Genomic DNA, 17797 nt, shown 5'->3' with positions numbered 1-17797 from the left:
CCCCCGGGGCACGATTGCGATGGTCGACGGTGCTTGATCGACGCGAGCATTTGGTCGGCCGTGAGGCCGGCGAGGACCTGGCCCTGGCGGAGCGGAGCATCGCCCTGGTCCGCCAGGGGGTCCTCGCCACCTGGGCCGAGCACCCGAGCGGAGACGCCTGGTTGCTTGATCTCGCCGGCACCGGGCATCTGGTCACCGGCCACGGCACGGACCTGTGTCACATCCGGCACCACGCGCTGACTGACGTGTTGGTCGAGGAACTGGTCTGGGAGCAGGCGCTCGCCTCTGCCGAGGTCGCCGGCGCTCTGCGTGACCAGCTGCATTGGCGGGAGGCGTGGGCAGCGGCGATGGCCCACTCCCACACCGAGGACCAGCTGTTCGAGCTGCTGGCATTGCTCGCCGCGCGGTTCGGGGTGGTGGCGGGGTCGTGGGTGCGGATCGACGTGGCCCTCACTCACGGGCTGTTGGCTGCTGCCACCGGCCGCACCCGACCGACAGTGACCCGCGCGCTGCAGCGACTGCGGCGCGCGGGTCAGCTGACGATTGCCGGCAGCGGACCGGCTCAGCGCTATTTGCTGCCGATCGCAGCGCTCGACAGCGCGGTACGCCACCGACCCTGACGCCAGCGCAGCACGGTGAAGACAGCGCGGCCGAGGATCCCGGTGGCGAAGCCGAGATAGGCACCGGCGATGCCCCAGCCCAGCACCTGCACCGCGAACCAGGCCACCGGCAGCGCGAGCACGAACTGGCTCAGGCCACCCGCGTACATGATCCCCTTGGTGTCGCCACCGGCGCGGAGCAGCCCCGCCAAACTCATGGCGACGACCATGGCGGGCACGAGCAGCAGCAGCACCCAGACCGCGCTGGTGGCGGCGTCCACGACGCCGCGGTCGGTGGAGAACAGGCCGAAGTACCAGTACGGAACAAGCAGCGGCAGCAGCACGACGAGCACGCACAGGCCTGCCATCAGCACCGCGCCGGCTCGGAGCGCCGCGCGAGCACCAGGCTCGTCGTCGGCGCCGAGTCGCTGCCCGGCGAGGATCGAGATGCCGCTGCTGCAGGAGAACACGACCACCCACAGCACCGTGACGGTGGTGACCATCAAACGGTAGCCCGCGAGGTCAGCCGTGCCGATGGTCGCGACGATGGCGGTCAGCAGCACGTCGGCGCCGTAGACGATCACCGCGAAGGTGGTGTCGGGCCAGCCGATCTTCCATACCTCCCCCGCAAGGGCCCGGGACGCAGGTCCTTCTGCCTTCTCATCGCCCCCCGCCGCACGGCGCCAACGGGATCGGTGGATGGGCGGTGCCGGATAGTCGGGGCGCAGCTCACGGCGTGCGAGCCAGGCAATGTAGCCGGCGCCGCTGGCGACGGCGGCGAGCGTGCCGAGGGCGGAGCCGACGGCGCCCAGACCGAGTCCATAGACCAGGAGCACGTCCAACGGGATGTTGACGATGTTGACCCCCAGGGCGACTTGCATGGTGATGCGAGTCCTCCCCAGGCCGCCGAAGACCCCTCGGTAGTGCGCGGTCACCGCGGTCAACGGCAGGGTGCAGGCAAGGATCCGGACGACGGTGCTCGCCTCGACCGGCACCTCTCCTCCGGCCAGCACGTGCAGAATCCACGGCGCGGCCGCGATGATGGTCAGGGTCGGCAGTAGGGCGGCCGCGAGGCAGACACGCAGACCGATCCCGAGCAGCCGACCGATCCTGGCGGTGTCCTCGGCCCCGTGGAGCCGGGCGATGAGGACCTGCACGGCGGTTCCCCACGGCACCACCAGAGCCGAGCCGAAGACGAAGACCGGTGTCGCCAACGCGATCGTGGCGAGGGCCGCGGTGCCGAACCGACCCAGCAGCAGCGTGTCGACCACCGCCAGTGTGGTGCTGGCCGCGCTCGCGACGATCAGCGGATACGTGACGATCCACGCCGCACGAACCCGCCTCGGCAGCGCCGCCGGTGCTGCCGGCGCCGTGGCAGCGGCCGGGGCACTCTCGGCGTTGTCCGCCGCGCCGGTCACGGCGTCGTCCGCGTCAGCCCGACCACCTCCGCCGAGAACGCCCAGCGGTCGCTCAGATCGGACAGCCCGGCATCCAGCCGGGCATCACGGCCATGACCAGCCTCCTCGTCGACGCGCAGCAGCGCTGGGGCGCTCGTCGCCTGTGCCCGCTGCAGGGCCGCAGCGAATTTGAAGCTGTGCGCGGGCACCACCCGGTCATCACGGACCGCCGTGCAGATCAGGGCAGCCGGATAGGCGGTCTCGTCAGTGACGTTGTGCAACGGCGACAGAGCCAGCAACGCGGCGAAATCGTCGGGGCCGCCGGGGTCGCCGTACTCGAACCGCCAGGACCAGCCGATGGTGAACCGGTCGAAGCGCACCAGGTCCATCACCCCATTGACCGCCAGCACCCCGGCGCACACGTCCGGCCGGCGGGTGAGCAGCGCGGTGGTCAGCAGACCACCGTTGCTCATCCCGCCGACCGCTAGCCGCTCCGGCTCGGTCCAGCCAGACTCGGCCAACCACTCGGCGGCGCCGATGAGATCGTCGACGGCGCGCACCTTGCGCCGGCCCGAGCCGGCCTCGTGCCACGCCTCGCCGAACTCACCGCCGCCCCGCACGTTGGCCAGCGCGTAGATGCCGCCCAGCTCCATCCAGGCCAGGGGCCCGGGGGTGAACGACGGCGTGATGGCAAACCCGAACCCGCCGTACGCGGCGAGGAAGGTCGGTCGGGCGCCATCGCGAGGCGTATCGCGGTGCCGGCCGAGCCAAACCGGCACCTCGACACCGTCGTCGGCGGTGAAGCGGACCTGCTCGACGACGAAGTCGTCCGGGTCGAAGGTGAGCTCGGGCTCGAAGAAGACGGTGCTGGTGTCGTCGCGGGTGTCCAGCCGATAAACGGTGGCCGGGCGCAAGAAATCGGTGAAGGAGTAGAAGCACTCGGTGCCGGCGGGATCGCTGCGCAGTCCCTCGACCGTGCCTGCGCCGGGCAGCGACACCTCGCCGAGATACCGGCCGTCGTACGGGTCGTGTACGTGGATCCGGCTGCACGCGTCGACCAGCTGGACGACATAGAGCTTGCCGCCGATCAGACCCGCGCCCTGGATCGCGTGGCAGCCCTCGGCCACCACCTCGACGATCTCGCCGGGACGCCGGGCATCGGTGCGGATGATGCGGCCCATCGGGGCATCCCGATCGGTCTGGAACCACATGATCGGCCCCTCGCCCGCGACGTAGGAATAGGACGCGTCGAAGTCGGGCAGCAGTTCCACGAACCCCGGGTCTGTCGCCGAGGCTGCGTCGGTGATGTCTTTGACGATGATGCCGGTGGTCGCCGCATCACCCCGCCAGAGAAAGAGGATCAGGTGGCTGCCGTCCTCGGAGGTGAGTACGGTGATGCCCTGCTCGGGGTGTGCTGGGTCTTCGTAGACGAGCTCGTCCTCGGCCTGGTCGGTGCCGACCCGGTGGAACGCGACGACCGGGTCGAGATCAGGTTCCCACTCAGCACTGGTCTTGGCGGCGGCTTCGGAGTTGGTCTCGGCGTCGGGCTCCGCTGCGCTGTCCCGTTCAGCGAAGCAGGTGTAGTAGAAGCCGGTCGAGTCGGCGTTCCAGCCGGCGGCCGAGAATTTGCTGCCTTCCAGCCGCTCCGGCAGATCCTCGCCGGTCGCGACCTCCCGCACCCGCCACTGCTGCCAGTCCGAGCCGCCGAAGCTGAGGCTGTAGGCCAGCAGCGACCCGTCGGGGCTCGCGGTGGCATAGGAGATCGTGGCGCTGCCCGCCTCACTGTGTTCGGCCGACGGGTCGAGCAGCAGCCGCGGCTCACCGTCGGGCGCGTCCATCACGTACAGCCCGTCTTGTTCCTGGCTGCCGTCGTTGAAGAAGTAGAAGTACTTGCCCCCTTGCATCAATGCGGTGTGGCAAGTGCGTTGGCTCCACACCTGACGGAGCCGCTCGCTGAAGTGGGCCTTCCACGGGGAGGCATCCAGGACCGTGCGGGCGAGAGCACCTTGAGCCCGGACCCAGGGCAGGGTGTCGGGATCACCGAGGTCTTCGAGCCAGCGGTACGGATCGGGCACGTCGACGCCGTGCAGCCGCTCGACCACGGCATCTTGCCGAGCCACGGGGTAGGTGAGGTTCAGGTCCTGCAGTTCGCTCATGCGATCGACTCGCTTCTCGGTGTCAGTGGTTGGGTGGTGTGTCGTTCGGTCACGAGGCGTTCTCGGGCTTGAGACCTGCGAGGTGGCGGAGGACCAGGGCGCGCCGCAGGTCGTCCTCCGAGGCGAACCCGGCTGCCCGAGCAGAGCGCCGACGATGGTTGCCGTCGGACGCGATGCCGGCATGGGCGGCGAGCAGCGCCTCGTCACTGGTGCCGATTTCCGTGGCGCGGGGCACCACGCCGCCGAGCTCGGCAAGCACATCCCGGATCCGACGAGCGCATCGGACGGCAGGAGTCAGATCGTCGGCGGCGGCCAGCACACCGGGCAGCCGGGCGAGGACACCGTCGTAGACCTGCGCCTCGACTCGGCGCAAGACCTCCTGCTCCGCCTCGGCGCGTTCCTCGGCCGTCTTTGCGGTGAGATCGGGTCGGCCCAGTTGCAGGGCGCCGGCGAGTTCCAGCAAGGCGTGTCGGAGCAGCGCCTCGCGGTAGGCGGCGGCGTACCGGCTCGCGGCTGGTCGCCCAGGGGTCAGGCGAAGCTCGTCGGCGATCAGCTCGAACGGCACGTCGGAGTGATCCGAGGAGGTCGTGTCGGCAGCGGCGGTGCGCGCCCGAGCCCACACCTGGCTGTCCTCGACCGCCAGGTCGACCGGGCGGGGCGCGATCCCGGCGACGAGGCGGTCGGCGACGGTGCGCAGCACCTCTTCGGCGTCGCGGCGCTTCTGCTCCACCCGGCCGGTCGGCAGCCAGTCCGCCAGTGCGGTCTGCGGACACTGCTCCAGCAGTTCGCCCCAGGTCCGGCGAGGGTAGTGGAGCCGTTCAGCGGTCGCGGCCAGTGCCGCCGCCGTCTCGACATCCACGATGCCGGCCGCGTGCGCCGCGTCAAGGGTGGCCTGGATGTCGACCAGAGCCTCCGACAGGCGGCGATGTCCGCTCTCCGGCCCCGCGTGCGCCACCGCGACGGCGTCGTCAGCGGTCAGTTCGCCGCGGTGATATCGGCCGAAGATCACACCGTGGCCCTCCATCCCGAAGTCGGCGAGCTCGGCGGCGCGCAGCGCACCCATGCTGGCGGCCCCGAGCACATGGACGCCTTGGGCCAGCGCAGCCAGCACCTCCTTGTGCCAGACCGCGGGGACGCTGCCGAACCGGCCATCGATGAGCACGATCACCGCGGCGCCGCCGAGCGCGGCCCGATACACGTCACCCTGAGCGGCGGGCGGCCGGAAGTCGGCATCGAGCAGCCGACGGGCGGCGTCCGCGGGGAGCGACGGCCCGAGGAACACGACGATCTGCTGCGGGTCGTGGATGACCCGCAGCTCGGTACCGGACCCGACGCTCATCGCGGCTGCTCGGCGGCGTGCTCGGCGGTGGTGTCTGTTGCTTCCAGCACCGCCAGGGCACGTTTTCCCGGCACGAACTCCTCGTGCGCGAACGCCAGGTGCTCCAGCCCTGGCACCACGACCCGGACGACGTCGATGCCCAGGTCGGTGCGGCTCAGGTCGACCGCGACCACGTGATCCAGCCCCGCGGCGGCGAGCGCGTCCAGCAGCTGTGCCAGGTCCTCGTCGAGGGTGTCGCGGACCGCGTGCGGAGCCTGGGCGAAAGACCTGGTCGCCTGAGCATTGACCCGCTGCAGCTCGGCTCGGTGCAACGCCAGGGTCGCGGGATCGTGCGCCACCGCGTACGCCGACGGTGGCTGGTCGTCTCGTGACCCGGCGATCGCGGTCAGTCGGCTCTGGGCCGCCTCCGTCAGCGCACGCGCCAGCGCGACCGTCGCGTCGTGGTGTGCGCCCATCCCGGCTGCCGCCGGCGCACCGTCCATCCCGTCGGCGCTGTCGATCACCTCGACCGCGAAGACCGCGATGCCGATGTCGCTGGTCTGTTCCCAGCAGGCGACCACCAGCCCGGCCTCGGCAAAACGATCCAGCACGCCCCGGCAGCCCGGGTCGGTGACGGTACGCAGGTCGACCGCCGTCGCGTCTTGCTGAGCGGTGTCGGACAGTTCCCACAGCACGGTGGCGTCGCGCTCGACCACCTCGTACAGCCCGTGCAGCACCGCCTCGAGCGGATGATTGCCCGACGCCAGCCCGTTGGAGCTGGCGAGGAACGCACCGGCCCCGGGCAGCGCCAGCGTTGTGTAGTGGGTGTGCACGAGTTCGTAGGGCAGCTGGACAGGGGCGCCGGTGCGCAGATCGACACCGGAGGCCCAGAGCAGCATCCGATCGTCGTCGAACGAGCCGTAAGGGTGCCGGGGCAGCCGGTGGCAGTCGACGGTCTCGAGCTCTTCGCGGAGGTGACGCCAGGACGAAAGACGCAACGGCAGCCGCGGGTGCTCGGCGTGGAAGGTCTCGGCAGCCTCCATCAGCCCCGATGCCCGCGCCGCGTCGAGGGTCAGTCCCTTGCCTTGGTTCACTGCCAGCGAGCGGGCGTTCGGCCGGGTCACCATCGTGACCGGCACCCCGACTCGGTCCAGGCCGGTCACGTCGGCGATGCGGGTGATTCCCATCGTCCGTCGGTGTGCCCAGACCCGGGCGACGGTGACGGCCGGATCGGTGGTGCGGTGGGTCCCGCTGCGGTGTGTCTTCGGCACGGCGGTCGGTCCGGGCAGCAGTCGACTGCGTGGTGACGCGTCGAGCAGATCGGTCATCGGGGTCCTCCGGGCAGCTTCTTCAGGCATGGGCAGGGTCAGGCATGTGGCGGGATCAGGCATGCGGTAGGGGCGGCGGGAGCAGCTCGGACTCGGGTGTGGAAAGCGGCTGCGGCCAGGCACCGCCGAGATGTGGGAAGGCGGCCGGCGCGGTGCAGCGGAGCCCGGGGACGACGCTGGCCGCCGCCGCGAATCCGACACGGGCGAGATCCGGCGTGGTGAGGTCGACCAGGTAGGGGAGGCGCCCGGCCGCGACCACGCGCTCGACATAGACACGGCGATCGGGCACATCAGCCGCCTCCGGCCAGCCGGTCGCCGGTCGTCCGGACGCCAGCCGGTCAAGCACATCGGCGCGGGCGCGCGGATCCAGATACAGCTGCACGTGGCAGAAGACATCGACCAGGTCGTGCAGATCGGCGCGATACGAGTCGCGATAGTGACGATCGGCACGCCAGGCCCGGAGCGGTCCGCCGGCCCAGGCGGCGAGCGTCTCGGGATCGTCGAGCTGGTGGGCTGCCTGGCACGAGACGACGGCCTCGGCGGCAGCCTTGGCGATCGCGTCGGCACGCCGGGGTCGCAGGGCGGTGCCCATCCCGAGGACCGGACCGTCCTTCTGGGTCAGCAGGACCGCGGTGACGGGCAGACCGAAGGGATCCGGGACGGCGTGGACCGCTATGTCGTAGCACGCTGCGCGGCCGCCGAGCACCGCGAGGAGCCAGTCGGGGACGGGCAGACGCGGCCAGCTCAAGCCGCCGATCCACGAGGTGGCGACGGCGTGCCGCTCGAGCGCCTCCTCCAGGGCCGCGGCTCCGGCTCTGGCCAGATCCGACCCGGCCGCGATCCCGGCATTGATCGGCAGGTGCGGAATCGGCTCACCACCGATGATCTCGAGGCCGACCCGACTGGCCGGCACCAGCACCTCGGCGCCCGGCACGTCCACGGCTCGGCACCAGGAGATCGTCCGACCGCGGTCGGGCGCGGTGAACGGGAAGCCCGGGGCGGCGTACTGGCCGGCGGAGTGGGGGGCGAGGGCGACGGGGTCAAGATGCGCCACGCCCTCGGCGGTCAGCTCATCGGCACTCGCGCGGCGAATGATCACCCGGTGGGTGGCGGCATAGCGTTCCACGGCCTCACCGAGGGCGGCCGTGCGCGCCGTCGTCCGGGACCACCAGGCGGCTCCGCCGGGGCTCGCCGCTCCCGGAGGCAGGCCGGCCAGCCGCGCGGAGGCGATCGACAACGCATCCGGCAGGCTCGGGTGCCGCGCCGGCTCGTCGATGGCGGTCACCAGGCCCAGCCGAGAGTCGACCAGCCGGGTCAGCGAGTTGGTGTCAGTGCTCATGGTCACCTCACACGTGCGGGATCGGGGCGCGGACGAGGTCCTGCTCGCGCAGTGGCGCCGGCACCAGCCCGAGCCGGTGCGGCTCGGTGCGGATGCGGTCACCGCCGAAGTACGGTGCGGAGGCGGGAGCGTTGGAGGTCAGATCCGGGGTGAGGACGCGACTGACGTGCAGACCGACCCGGGCGATGTCGGGCGTGGTGACATCGACGGCGTACGCCCGCATGCCTTGCTCGGCGAGGCCGTCGAGCAGTCGAGCCCTTCGTACGGCTGGCTCGCGGTTGGTTCTGGTCGGCGGTGCGGCCAGCGGGATCCGTACGTCTGGGTCGGTGATCCGGGTGACCAGCGATCGAGCGCGCGGGTCGAGATAGAACTGCATCTGGGCGCCGAGGTCGATGATGTCGCGATAGTCATCGCGGAAGTCGTCGAGGTAGCACCGGTCGGCGCGATAGGGCTTGTACGCCCGCGGGTCCAGACCGCCGGTAGCGATCGCCTGCCAGATGGCGCCATCGGGATCGAGGATTCCGGTCGAATAGAACCAGGTGCCGATGGCCTCGGCGGCGGCCTTGAGCGCGGCCTCACCGGGATCGGACCGGCAGGCGAATCCGGCACCGACGATCTGCAGTTCCCGGTCCTCCAGCAGACAGCCGACGACCTGGGTGTCGAAGGCGGTGGGGATCTCGAAGAAGTGATAGTCGACTCGATTGGCGTCGTCCCGGACCGCGAGTGCGGCGGTCAGCCGTGGGTCACCGCTCACGTCCAGGCCGCGAGGCGAGGCGCCGCTGTGCCACCACAGCGCCGTGGCGTCGCGTTCGATCAGCTCCTCCAGGGCGGAGGTCTCGGCGAACGTTCGGTCCGGCCCGGCGGCGATGCCGGCGTAGACCAGGCCGTTGGTGCGCGGCTCGGTCGTGCGATCCGGACTCCAGTGGAAGTTGCAGTAGACGAGCGAGGCCGGCAGCAGGCATGGGCTCCCGTCGTGGAGGTCCTCTCCCGGCGCCCACAGCACGTCGAGGTCACGGGTGAAGGGCACGAACGGGAAGCCAGCGGTGTGATACTGCTCGGCGGAGAAGAGCACGATGCTCGTCGGGTCGAGGACGCGGTGACCGCGCCGGAGCAGCTCGGCGTAGCTGCCGCGTACCAGGTTCGTCGGCACGTGATTGCCGCAGTAGCGTTCGACGGCCTCACCGATCGCCGCGACCGCGGCTCCGATCGGATCGCCGAACGTCGCTCCGATCGCCGCCCGGTCCGCGTGCCAGTGCACGGGGTCGAGCGAGTTGGCGACGTCGGCGCCCCTGGTGATGAGTCCCTGCGGGAACCACGGGGGCATGGGGTAGTCGACGAGTCGCCGCACCAGCCCGAGCTGCTCGTCGACGAGTCGACGGTGGGCGGCGGGTAGCCCGTCCAGATCCATCTCGGTCACCGGGTCGGCAGCCAGGCCGAGCCGGGCACGGGCAGGACGGGGTGGCTGATGATGTCGCGGGTGCGCAGGTCGAGCTCGCGCTGCTCGGTCGACCCCAGCGGCACCCGACCGGCGAGGAGGTCGAGTGCATCGGCTGCGAGCAGTCCAGCTGCGATCGCCGCACTGCCGGGATCGGGCGAGGGATAGTCCGGGGCGGTGCGGTCCCAATGGCTCCAGAGAGCGAGCAGCAGGTCAGGCGAGTCCGTTGCGGCGAGCTGGCGGCGGCGGACGTCGTCGTAGCCCGGGCCTTCGCCGGGCACGGTCAACGGGCCGATGTGCAGGGCGGTGCCGTCGCCCCAGCAGCGGTGCCAGGCGATGCCCCGGGCGGCGAGCTCGGCGTCCAGCCGCAGCCAGGCGGCATCGGGGAGCCAGCCTGCGCAGGCGATGACGAGGTCAGTGACGTCGTCGGTGAGGCTTGTCGCGGCGCCGGGCAGCAGGGTGCGGACCGCATCGGCGACGACGCCGTCACCGAGAATGACGGCGTGCGCGTGAGGCGGGGTCGAGAAGGAGAAGGCGCCCGGCTCGGCGAGTAGGCCCTCGGCGGCGAGCTCGGCCGTCACCTCGGCGGCGATCGCCTGGTCGAGGGCAGTGCAGCTGCTCAGATCCGTTTCACCGCGCAGCACGCTGACCAGTTCGGCAGCTGCTGCGGCGCCGAGCTCGAGGGTCAGGAAGTCCTCGCCGCCGGCGTAGACGACGAAGTCTTCCCCCACCGTGAACAGGTGGGTGGTGGAGATCGGCCGAAGGGGGCCGCCCTGAGCGGGTGCTGCGGGTTCGAGAGAGATGGTCACGGATCCTCGTCGGGTCGGTGGACGACGGCGGCGTGCCGGGGCGAGTCAGCAAGACCCGCCCCGGCCGATGCTCACTCCCAGGCGAACGGCGCGGAGGCCGTGGCGTGGTTGCCCGAGTGGAGCACGGGGGCGCCAGTGCGGGTGCGGGTGCTGACGCGACGGAGCAGCTTCTTGTCCATGGGGGACCTTTCCTTTCTGCGTGACTGACCACCGGCGGTCGCCGGTGACGAGCCGAGTGTTCGCCAGCCTCCGGCGCCCTGCAGTGCGAAATTGCACCGAGTGCGAAATTGCACCGAGGCCCAGCTGGGCGGGGAGTGCTCGACTGAGTGGGTAGCTCGACTGAGCGGGGACAACTCGACTCGAGTGGCCCATCGACCGTCTGGGCTGGTACAACATCTGACAATGATATCGATAATGGTTTTCAGTTGCGATGTGATGTTCTGCTGTGCAAGGGCGCCCAGATGCTGGTGATCCCGCGTGCCGTGACGTACGTCGCCGCGGCACCGCTGGCGTTTGCCGGGACGGTCCTGGCCGGCGTCGCTGTGGTGGCCGCCCGGGTGACCCTGCTCGGGTCGTTGGCGCTGGCGATCGACCGGGCCCTGATCCAGGCCCGACCCTTCGCGGAGGTGACCCCGCTGCTCGTGGTGGCGTCGGCTGCCGGTCTTGCCGAGCTCGGCATCCGGGTGCTCGGTGCCCTGGCCGCCGCTCGGTTGTCGACCCGGGTGCTCGGACAGGTCCGCGCGCGGCTGGTTGCCGCGCTGGTCGAGCTTGGTCCCGGCTGGCTGCGTGGTCAGCGGGCCGGGCGGGTGCAGGCGACCGTCGGCGATGGCGTCGAAGCGCTGCAGGGTTATGTCTCGGCATATCTGCCGCAGCTGGCTGTAGCGACGATTGCACCGACGGTGCTCGTGCTCCTGGGCATCGTGATCGATCCGCCGGCCGGGCTCGCCGCAGGCATCGCCGCGGTGCTGCTGCCACTGTCCAAGCCGTTGTGGACCCGTCTGGTCGGTGATCGCAGCCGCGCCCACTGGGAGGCGTACGCGACCTTGTCGGCCCGCATGCAGGAGGCGCTGGCCGGCATGCCGACGCTCCGGCTGCTGGACGCTACCGGCGATCGTCGCGCCGAGATCGCTCGGGACACGGAGCGACTGAAACGCGAGAATCGTTCTGGTCTGGCGATCTCGCTCATTGCGTACTGCCTCGCGACCGTGGCGGTCGGGCTGGGCACGGTGGTGGTCACGGTGCTGGCCGGTCTCGGTCTGGTGAGCGGCCGGATCGGGCCGCTCACCGCCCTGGTGCTGGTGCTGGGCGTAGCCGAGGTGTTCCGGCCACTGCTGGAGTTGGAAAGCTTCTGGAGTGCCGGCTTCCGTGGCCGCGCCGCTGCGGAGGCCATCGACGAGATCCTGGGTGCACCACGGCCGCTCGTGATGTCGGCCGGCTCGGAGGTGTCTGCCGGCTCGGGGGTGGTGTCCGGCGGCTGTTCAGCGAGTCTGGGCGGCCCGGCGGTCCGCTTCGAGCGGGTGTCCTTCACCCACCCGGGGTCGGCCGCGGCGGCACTGGTCGGGATCGACCTCGACATCGCCCCTGGTGAGACGCTGGCCCTGGTCGGGCGCTCGGGTGCGGGCAAGTCGACTCTGGTGCACCTGCTGCAGCGCTGGTACGACCCGGACCAGGGCCGGGTGCTGGTGAATGGCCAGGACATCGCCACCATCGAGCTGACCGACCATCGGCACCGGATCGCGGTGGTCTCGCAAGATGTTCACCTGCTCGGATCCACCATCCGGGATCATCTGCTCCTCGCCCGGCCTGACGCCGAGGACGCCATGCTGCTCGACGTCTTGCATCGGGCTCGTGCCCTCGACGTGGTGGCCGGTCTGCCTGATGGGATCGACACGCCCCTTGGCGAACGCGGCGCCCGGTTGTCGGGCGGGGAACGGCAGCGGATCGCGATCGCCACGGCCTTCCTCTCCGGTGCCCCGCTGCTGGTCCTGGACGAGGCGACCTCGGCGCTGGACGGCCGCACGGAAGCCGCGGTGATGGGGGCCGTTGCCGACCTGCGTCAGGGGCGGACCACGCTGCTCATCGCCCACCGCCTCTCGACCGCCGCCGGGGCGGACCGGATTGCCGTGCTGGAGGCGGGACGGTTGCTCGAAGTGGGCACGCCGACCGCACTTGCGCGCTCGGGTGGTCGATTGGCCGACCTGGTTGCGGCGCAGGTGGTCTTCGCATGAGTGGTCTTCGGATGAGCGCAGTCGGGGCCGCACAGTGGGAGCCTGGCCGGTTGGCGCCCGACGTCGCCGGCCGACGCGGACTCCGAGGGCTGTGGGTCGTGCTCGGTCGGCATCGGCTGCCGTTCGTGCTGTCGGCCGTAGCCGGGGTCTTCACCCGGGGCCTCGGCGCGGCCACCCTGGTGCTCGGGGCGGTGCTGCTCGGCACCGCGCTCGAGGGCGGCTCGGGACGCGAGGTCGTCGGCTGGGGTGTCGCCGCGGCTGCGGCCGTGCTGCTGCGCGCGGTCGCGTTGTGGCTCGAAGCGCACCTGTCTCACGAGCTCGCCTATCGGATCCTCGCGGAGGTGCGGATGTGGCTGTTCGATGCGTTCGTCCGGCTGGCGCCGGGCCGGCGGGGGCGGCATCGGTCCGGCGACGACGTGAGCGCCGCCATGGACGACAGTCAGGCGATGGAGATGTTCTATGCCCACTCGCTGCTCTATGCGGTGGTGGCGGCGATTCTCAGTCCGATGGTCGTGATCGTGTTGTTCGTCGTTGATCCGGTCAGCGGCGTGATCGTGCTGTTCGGCGCCGCGGTGGCAGGTATCGGGCCGTTGCTGTTGCGCCGTGCCAACCACCGCGACGGGCACGAGCTGCGGAGCGCGCTGGCTCGTCTCAACGCAGATGTCGTCGACATCGTCGACGGGTTGGCCGAGGTCACCGCGTTGCCGGGTGGGAACCAGCTGGTGCAGCGTTTGGTCGGTTCCGGGCATCGGACGGCGAGACTGCAGGCCAGGCAGTCGGCCCGGGCCGCGCTCGAGCAGGGCCTGGCGTATGCCGCGTCCGCCATCACCCTCGTCGCAGTCGTTGGCTGGCAGTTGCTGGGCCGCGACTCGCCGGGGCCGGTCGCCGTACTCGTCGTGGTCGCGCTCACCCTTGCCACGTTCGATCCCCTGCACACGTTGCTGGCCGCGACCAAGGTGTGGGGAGTGACAACAGCCGCCGCAGACCGAGTCTTCGATCTGCTCGAGCAGCCCGCCGCCGTGCCCGATGCCGGCACCGCGGGGCGGGGGGACCTTGACCCGGACCGCGGCTTGGAGATCCGTGGGGTCCGGTTCAGCTACCCGGGATCGGCCACGCCGGCGCTCGATGGGGTCGACCTGGAGATCCGGCCGGGGGAGACTGTCGCGCTTGTGGGCCACTCCGGGGCGGGCAAGTCGACTTTGGCGCATTTGGTGGCCCGGATGTCCGATCCGGACGACGGAACGATCCTGGTTGGCGGCATCGAGATCACCGCCTTGGCGCAGCGGGAACTGCATCGCGCTGTCGTCACCGTGCCGCAGGATGTGCTGCTCATGCACGACACCCTGGCGGCGAATCTGAGACTTGGCCGGCCGGAACTGGCCGACGAGGTGCTGGCGGACATCGTGACGACCGTCGGACTCGACTCCGTGGTCGAACGCCTGCCGTCCGGGCTGGACACGGTGGTAGGCGATCGGGGCGCCCGGCTCTCGGGTGGCGAACGGCAGCGGGTGGCGCTCGCTCGGGCCCTCGTCCGGGCACCGGCTGTGCTGGTCGTGGACGAGGGCACTTCGATGCTCGACGCGCTGAGTGAGCAGGAGCTGCGGGCGTCGATGGCGGAGGGTGCGGCGGGCCGGGCGACCTTGCTGATCGCCCACCGGCTCTCCACCGTCGTCGCCGCGGACCGGGTCGTCGTACTCGAAAGAGGTCGGGTGGTCGCGACCGGCAAGCACCCGGAGCTGCTGGCTGGGTCGGCGACCTACCGACACCTGGTGCTCGACCAGTGGCGTGGCCTGCAGGAACTGCTCCCGCGCGACTGACTGTTCGCGAGATCGAGTGGGTCACTCTCGACTCCTGCGACTCTTGCGTTCGGTGACGCCCTGAGTGCGCAGGAGTCTCTTCACTTCGTCATGCTCGCCGAAGACATAGGCCCTCGCGAGTAGGTCGTTGAACGAGTCGGACAGGGTTGGGTCATTCTCATCGACGGGGATCGTCAAAAGCTTGGGGGTCCGGGAGCCGATCAGCAGACTGTTCGCAACGAACAGCGCGGTGCGCTTGTTGCCGTCTTCGAACGGTTGAGCCTTCGCTAGATTGACGAAGAGGTCCAAGGCGTTCTCGATCTGGTCGCCACTGTGGAGCGCGGTGTCGATGATGCGCTGGAGTTCTGCTTCCGTGAGTGCATCGGGCGTATGTCGGCCGTAACGGGTGCGTACGCCGATCTGCTGGTCCTGCGCCCTGAGCTGTCCAGGGTGTATCGCTCCGCTGCGGGTGATCTTGGCGTTGACGGCGCGGACGAACTTCACGTCGATCGGCTCTGCCCGGTGGTCGATGATGAACTGCGCGACATCGCGCAGATCCTCGAGCAATGCCAGGTCCGCACGAGAGCGGACTCCCGCCAGGCTCCCGGAGCGGAGAAAGCTCTCAGTGTCGAGGCGCCCGGTCGACAGCCCGTCGAACACCTTGCCCGAGGAATACACGACTCCGGCGAGGTCGACGACTTCGATCGCTGGCATGGCGTGCTCCTTGTCCTAGGTCGAGCAAATCTTGGCTCAATCATTCCGGATGACGCACCAGATCTGATCGAAGCGACGTGCGCATAGCTGAGTCACGCCTGTCATTGCCTGGGCTTGGTTACTACGCTCAGGCCCTGTCAACGGGCTTGGATCGACCAAACCGACGAGGTGACCAGATGTCTGACTCCAGGGCCAATGACCAGTCGGCGCGGCTGACCGATCTCGAGCGGCGACTGGCTTTGCTCCGGGTCGAGAACCAGCGCCTGCGAAACCTGCTCAAGGTGAGCGATGGCGTCGAGCCGCCGCCGGACCAGCCCACCTTGGCACCCTCCGATCCCGGCTTGGTGACGAATTCCTCACCGCCCGCGGCGAAGCTCGCGCTGTACCAGCGGTTGTTCGCGGCACGCCCAGACGTCTACGCGAAGTACTGGGAGAACCCGAGGAAGCGAACCAAGGGCTGGTATCCGGTGACGCGGGATCCGTTTCGCAAAGGCTCACTGTGGGACCGGCGACCGCTCCCGCTGACCGCCGAGGTCGTGGCCGACCACCTGCACAAGGACACGGAGCTGTTCATCGGCCTGTATCCGTTGCTGGCGGATGCGACTTGCTGGTGGCTGGCCGCCGACTTCGACGGTCCGCAGGCGATGCTCGATGCCCATGCCTACGTGAAGGCTGCTGCCTCGTTGGGTGTGCCATGCGGGCTGGAGATCTCCCAGTCGGGTCGTGGGGCACACGCCTGGACCTTCTTCACCGCGCCGGTCTCAGCCGCGGACGCGAGAGCGATGGGCACTGCCTGCCTCCACCGCGCGATGGCGCTGCGCGGTTCCATGCCGCTGACCAGCTATGACCGGCTGTTCCCCAACCAAGACACGGTGCCGGTCGGGGCGTCCGGTGTCGGGAGCCTGATTGCGGCTCCATTGAACGGGAAGCGACGCATCGAGCGGCGTACGACCGTGTTCGTCGACCTTGCGACCTGGGAACCGTGGCCCGATCAATGGGAGTATCTGTCCCGACTGGACCGGATGACGCCACGCCAGGTTGCGTCGGTCGCTCGTAAGGACCGGATCAGTGTCGGCCCGGAAGTGATCAGGCTGGAGGCCTCGCCCGCGACCGCGATCCAGCCGCGGCCGCCCGCCCACGTACGCGGCACGCTGGCCGCAAGACTGACGATCCTGGACAAGGACCTGACGCCGGGATTGTCGGCGGCGCTCCGGCACGCGGCGACGATCCACAATCCGGGCTTTTATGAGGCGCAGCGCGCACGACGGTCGACCTGGCAGATCCCGAGGTTCATTCAGGGTTTCGATGTTGCGGTCAACGGGGACCTGATCTTGCCTCGTGGGCTGCTTGAACAGGCAACGGCCCTGATCGCGCAGTCGGGCGGTGAACTGACCTGCGAGGACGAACGCGGCCAAGGCAACGAACTGGCGGTGTCCTTCCTCGGGAGACTTGATGACCGGCAGACCGCGGCGGTGGACGCGCTGCTGGCTCACGAGGACGGGATCCTGCATGCGCCGACAGGCTCCGGAAAGACCGTGATGGCCTGTGCTGTCATCGCCGAGCGCGCCGTCAGCACGCTGATCTTGATCAACAAGACCGCGCTCGCCGCGCAATGGCGAGCGCAGCTCCGCGACCTGCTCGGCATCAAGGCCGGCCAGCTCGGAGGCGGACGGACCAAGCTCCGAGGGCAGGTCGACATCATGCTGCTGCAGACCTTGGCCCGCCATGACTCGGCCAAGGTCCGCGAGCTCACGAAGGACTACGGTCAGGTCATCGTCGACGAATGCCACCACCTTGCTGCCGGATCCTTTGAAGGCGTCGTATCCCAGATCGGCGCCGCCTGGTGGCTGGGTCTCACCGCGACACCCGAGCGCAAGGACGGTCTGGAGCAGGTCACCAGCTGGCAGCTCGGTCCGATCCGGCATGTCATGAAGGACACGCTGCCTAGCGAGTCCAGCCTGGTCACGCCGTACGAGGGACCGCGTCGCGAACTGCGCATCCGCGAGACCGCCTACCGCTGCCCAGTCGATCTGGACCCCGCTCTGCCTGGTGCCATGACTCAGCTGGACGGCTTGCTCGCCGTCGACGTCGGTCGCAACCAGCAGATCGCCGCCGATGTTGCGATCGCCCTCGAACAGGGACGTAAGTGTCTGGTGCTGTCCCGTCGGCGCGATCACCTCACCACGCTTGCCGAGCTGCTGCCGGACACGGAGGCCTTGATCATGCGTGGCGGCATCGGTGCCAAGGCGCTGGCTGCCATCCGCGGCCGCATCGCCGATACTGATCCCGGTGACCCGCTCCTGGTCATGACGACCGTCCCGTACGGAGGGGAGGGATTCGACGCGCCCATCATCGACACGGTCTTCCTGGTCGGCCCGATCTCCTTCCCAGGACTGCTCACACAGGCAGTCGGCCGGGCGCTACGCCGCCACGAAGGCAAGACCGAGGTCATCGTCCATGACTACGTGGATGCCGACGTCCCGGTCCTGAAGGCCCAGTTCTCCCGACGGCGAACTGCGTACCGACAGATGGGCTTCACGGCCACATTCTCTTGATTGACCCATCCGCATGGATGTGCCAGAAGGTTGCCGAAAAGCGGGCAGCAGCCCGGGGAACGGCGCGGGCAATGGACGGTAGCGCCACGAGAAGTCGTGTGACATCTCAGCTACCGTCGCGTT

The 17797-nt window shown here is 69.8% G+C and carries 12 protein-coding genes; 4 read left to right on the top strand and 8 right to left on the bottom strand.

The annotated features are described in order from the left end of the window. The first annotated feature begins 29 nt into the window (after nt 1-29). The gene (locus MLP_RS24355) at nt 30-620 is read left to right on the top strand and encodes a helix-turn-helix domain-containing protein (protein WP_013865888.1); all 591 of its coding nucleotides are present in this window, start codon (nt 30-32) and stop codon (nt 618-620) included. On the opposite strand, the gene MLP_RS24350 is transcribed toward MLP_RS24355, so the two are convergent. Genes MLP_RS24350 through MLP_RS24320 form a run of 7 tightly spaced genes read right to left on the bottom strand, consistent with a single transcriptional unit; the run spans nt 569 to nt 10381 of the window. Beyond that, nucleotides 569-2017 (bottom strand): MATE family efflux transporter, encoded by a 1449-nt coding sequence (locus MLP_RS24350; protein ID WP_013865887.1) that lies wholly within the window; start codon nt 2015-2017, stop codon nt 569-571. The two genes, MLP_RS24355 and MLP_RS24350, sit on opposite strands and share 52 nt — an antisense overlap. After that, on the bottom strand, nt 2014-4152 hold the full coding sequence (locus MLP_RS24345; protein WP_013865886.1) for a prolyl oligopeptidase family serine peptidase: 2139 nt from the start codon (nt 4150-4152) through the stop codon (nt 2014-2016). Before MLP_RS24345 ends, MLP_RS24350 begins: the two co-directional genes overlap by 4 nt. 49 nt (nt 4153-4201) lie before the next feature. Beyond that, on the bottom strand, nt 4202-5491 hold the full coding sequence (locus tag MLP_RS24340) for a TfuA-like protein (RefSeq protein WP_013865885.1): 1290 nt from the start codon (nt 5489-5491) through the stop codon (nt 4202-4204). Continuing rightward, nucleotides 5488-6798: a YcaO-like family protein gene (locus MLP_RS24335; RefSeq protein ID WP_013865884.1), complete on the bottom strand. Its 1311-nt coding sequence runs from the start codon at nt 6796-6798 to the stop codon at nt 5488-5490. Before MLP_RS24335 ends, MLP_RS24340 begins: the two co-directional genes overlap by 4 nt. 55 nt (nt 6799-6853) lie before the next feature. Further along, on the bottom strand, nt 6854-8137 hold the full coding sequence (locus MLP_RS24330; RefSeq protein WP_013865883.1) for a YcaO-like family protein: 1284 nt from the start codon (nt 8135-8137) through the stop codon (nt 6854-6856). A gap of 7 nt (nt 8138-8144) precedes the next feature. Next, nucleotides 8145-9545, bottom strand: a complete 1401-nt coding sequence (locus MLP_RS24325) for a YcaO-like family protein (RefSeq protein WP_070100618.1) — start codon at nt 9543-9545, stop codon at nt 8145-8147. Nucleotides 9546-9550: 5 nt separating this feature from the next. Then, a complete protein-coding gene (locus tag MLP_RS24320) occupies nt 9551-10381 on the bottom strand; it encodes a hypothetical protein (protein ID WP_013865881.1) in 831 nt (276 codons plus the stop codon). A 461-nt stretch (nt 10382-10842) separates the two neighbouring features. Between MLP_RS24320 and MLP_RS24315 the strand changes: the two genes are divergently transcribed. Continuing rightward, nucleotides 10843-12609, top strand: coding sequence for an ABC transporter ATP-binding protein/permease (locus MLP_RS24315; RefSeq protein ID WP_013865880.1), 1767 nt, complete (start codon nt 10843-10845; stop codon nt 12607-12609). Continuing rightward, nucleotides 12606-14426, top strand: coding sequence for an ABC transporter ATP-binding protein (locus tag MLP_RS24310; protein WP_083843945.1), 1821 nt, complete (start codon nt 12606-12608; stop codon nt 14424-14426). Before MLP_RS24315 ends, MLP_RS24310 begins: the two co-directional genes overlap by 4 nt. A gap of 21 nt (nt 14427-14447) precedes the next feature. Here MLP_RS24310 and MLP_RS24305 read toward each other — a convergent pair whose 3' ends face one another. Beyond that, nucleotides 14448-15065 (bottom strand): Fic family protein, encoded by a 618-nt coding sequence (locus MLP_RS24305; protein WP_231851390.1) that lies wholly within the window; start codon nt 15063-15065, stop codon nt 14448-14450. A 230-nt stretch (nt 15066-15295) separates the two neighbouring features. Between MLP_RS24305 and MLP_RS24300 the strand changes: the two genes are divergently transcribed. Further along, on the top strand, nt 15296-17674 hold the full coding sequence (locus MLP_RS24300) for a TOTE conflict system archaeo-eukaryotic primase domain-containing protein (RefSeq protein WP_013865877.1): 2379 nt from the start codon (nt 15296-15298) through the stop codon (nt 17672-17674). The last annotated feature ends 123 nt before the right edge of the window (nt 17675-17797 follow it).

It is taken from the genome of Microlunatus phosphovorus NM-1 (assembly GCF_000270245.1).
Taxonomy (GTDB): Bacteria; Actinomycetota; Actinomycetes; order Propionibacteriales; family Propionibacteriaceae; genus Microlunatus; species Microlunatus phosphovorus.
Note: the sequence above shows the minus strand (reverse complement) of the source record. Positions and strands in the feature narration are given on the sequence as shown.

Bases quoted from the DNA above. Each gene is read 5' to 3' on its own strand.
- MLP_RS24330 (WP_013865883.1), bottom strand. From the start codon at position 8,137: ATGAGCACTGACACCAACTCGCTGACCCGGCTGGTCGACTCTCGGCTG.
- MLP_RS24300 (WP_013865877.1), top strand. From the start codon at position 15,296: ATGTCTGACTCCAGGGCCAATGACCAGTCGGCGCGGCTGACCGATCTC.
- MLP_RS24340 (WP_013865885.1), bottom strand. From the start codon at position 5,491: ATGAGCGTCGGGTCCGGTACCGAGCTGCGGGTCATCCACGACCCGCAG.
- MLP_RS24345 (WP_013865886.1), bottom strand. From the start codon at position 4,152: ATGAGCGAACTGCAGGACCTGAACCTCACCTACCCCGTGGCTCGGCAA.
- MLP_RS24310 (WP_083843945.1), top strand. From the start codon at position 12,606: ATGAGTGGTCTTCGGATGAGCGCAGTCGGGGCCGCACAGTGGGAGCCT.
- MLP_RS24325 (WP_070100618.1), bottom strand. From the start codon at position 9,545: ATGGATCTGGACGGGCTACCCGCCGCCCACCGTCGACTCGTCGACGAG.
- MLP_RS24315 (WP_013865880.1), top strand. From the start codon at position 10,843: ATGCTGGTGATCCCGCGTGCCGTGACGTACGTCGCCGCGGCACCGCTG.
- MLP_RS24335 (WP_013865884.1), bottom strand. From the start codon at position 6,798: ATGACCGATCTGCTCGACGCGTCACCACGCAGTCGACTGCTGCCCGGA.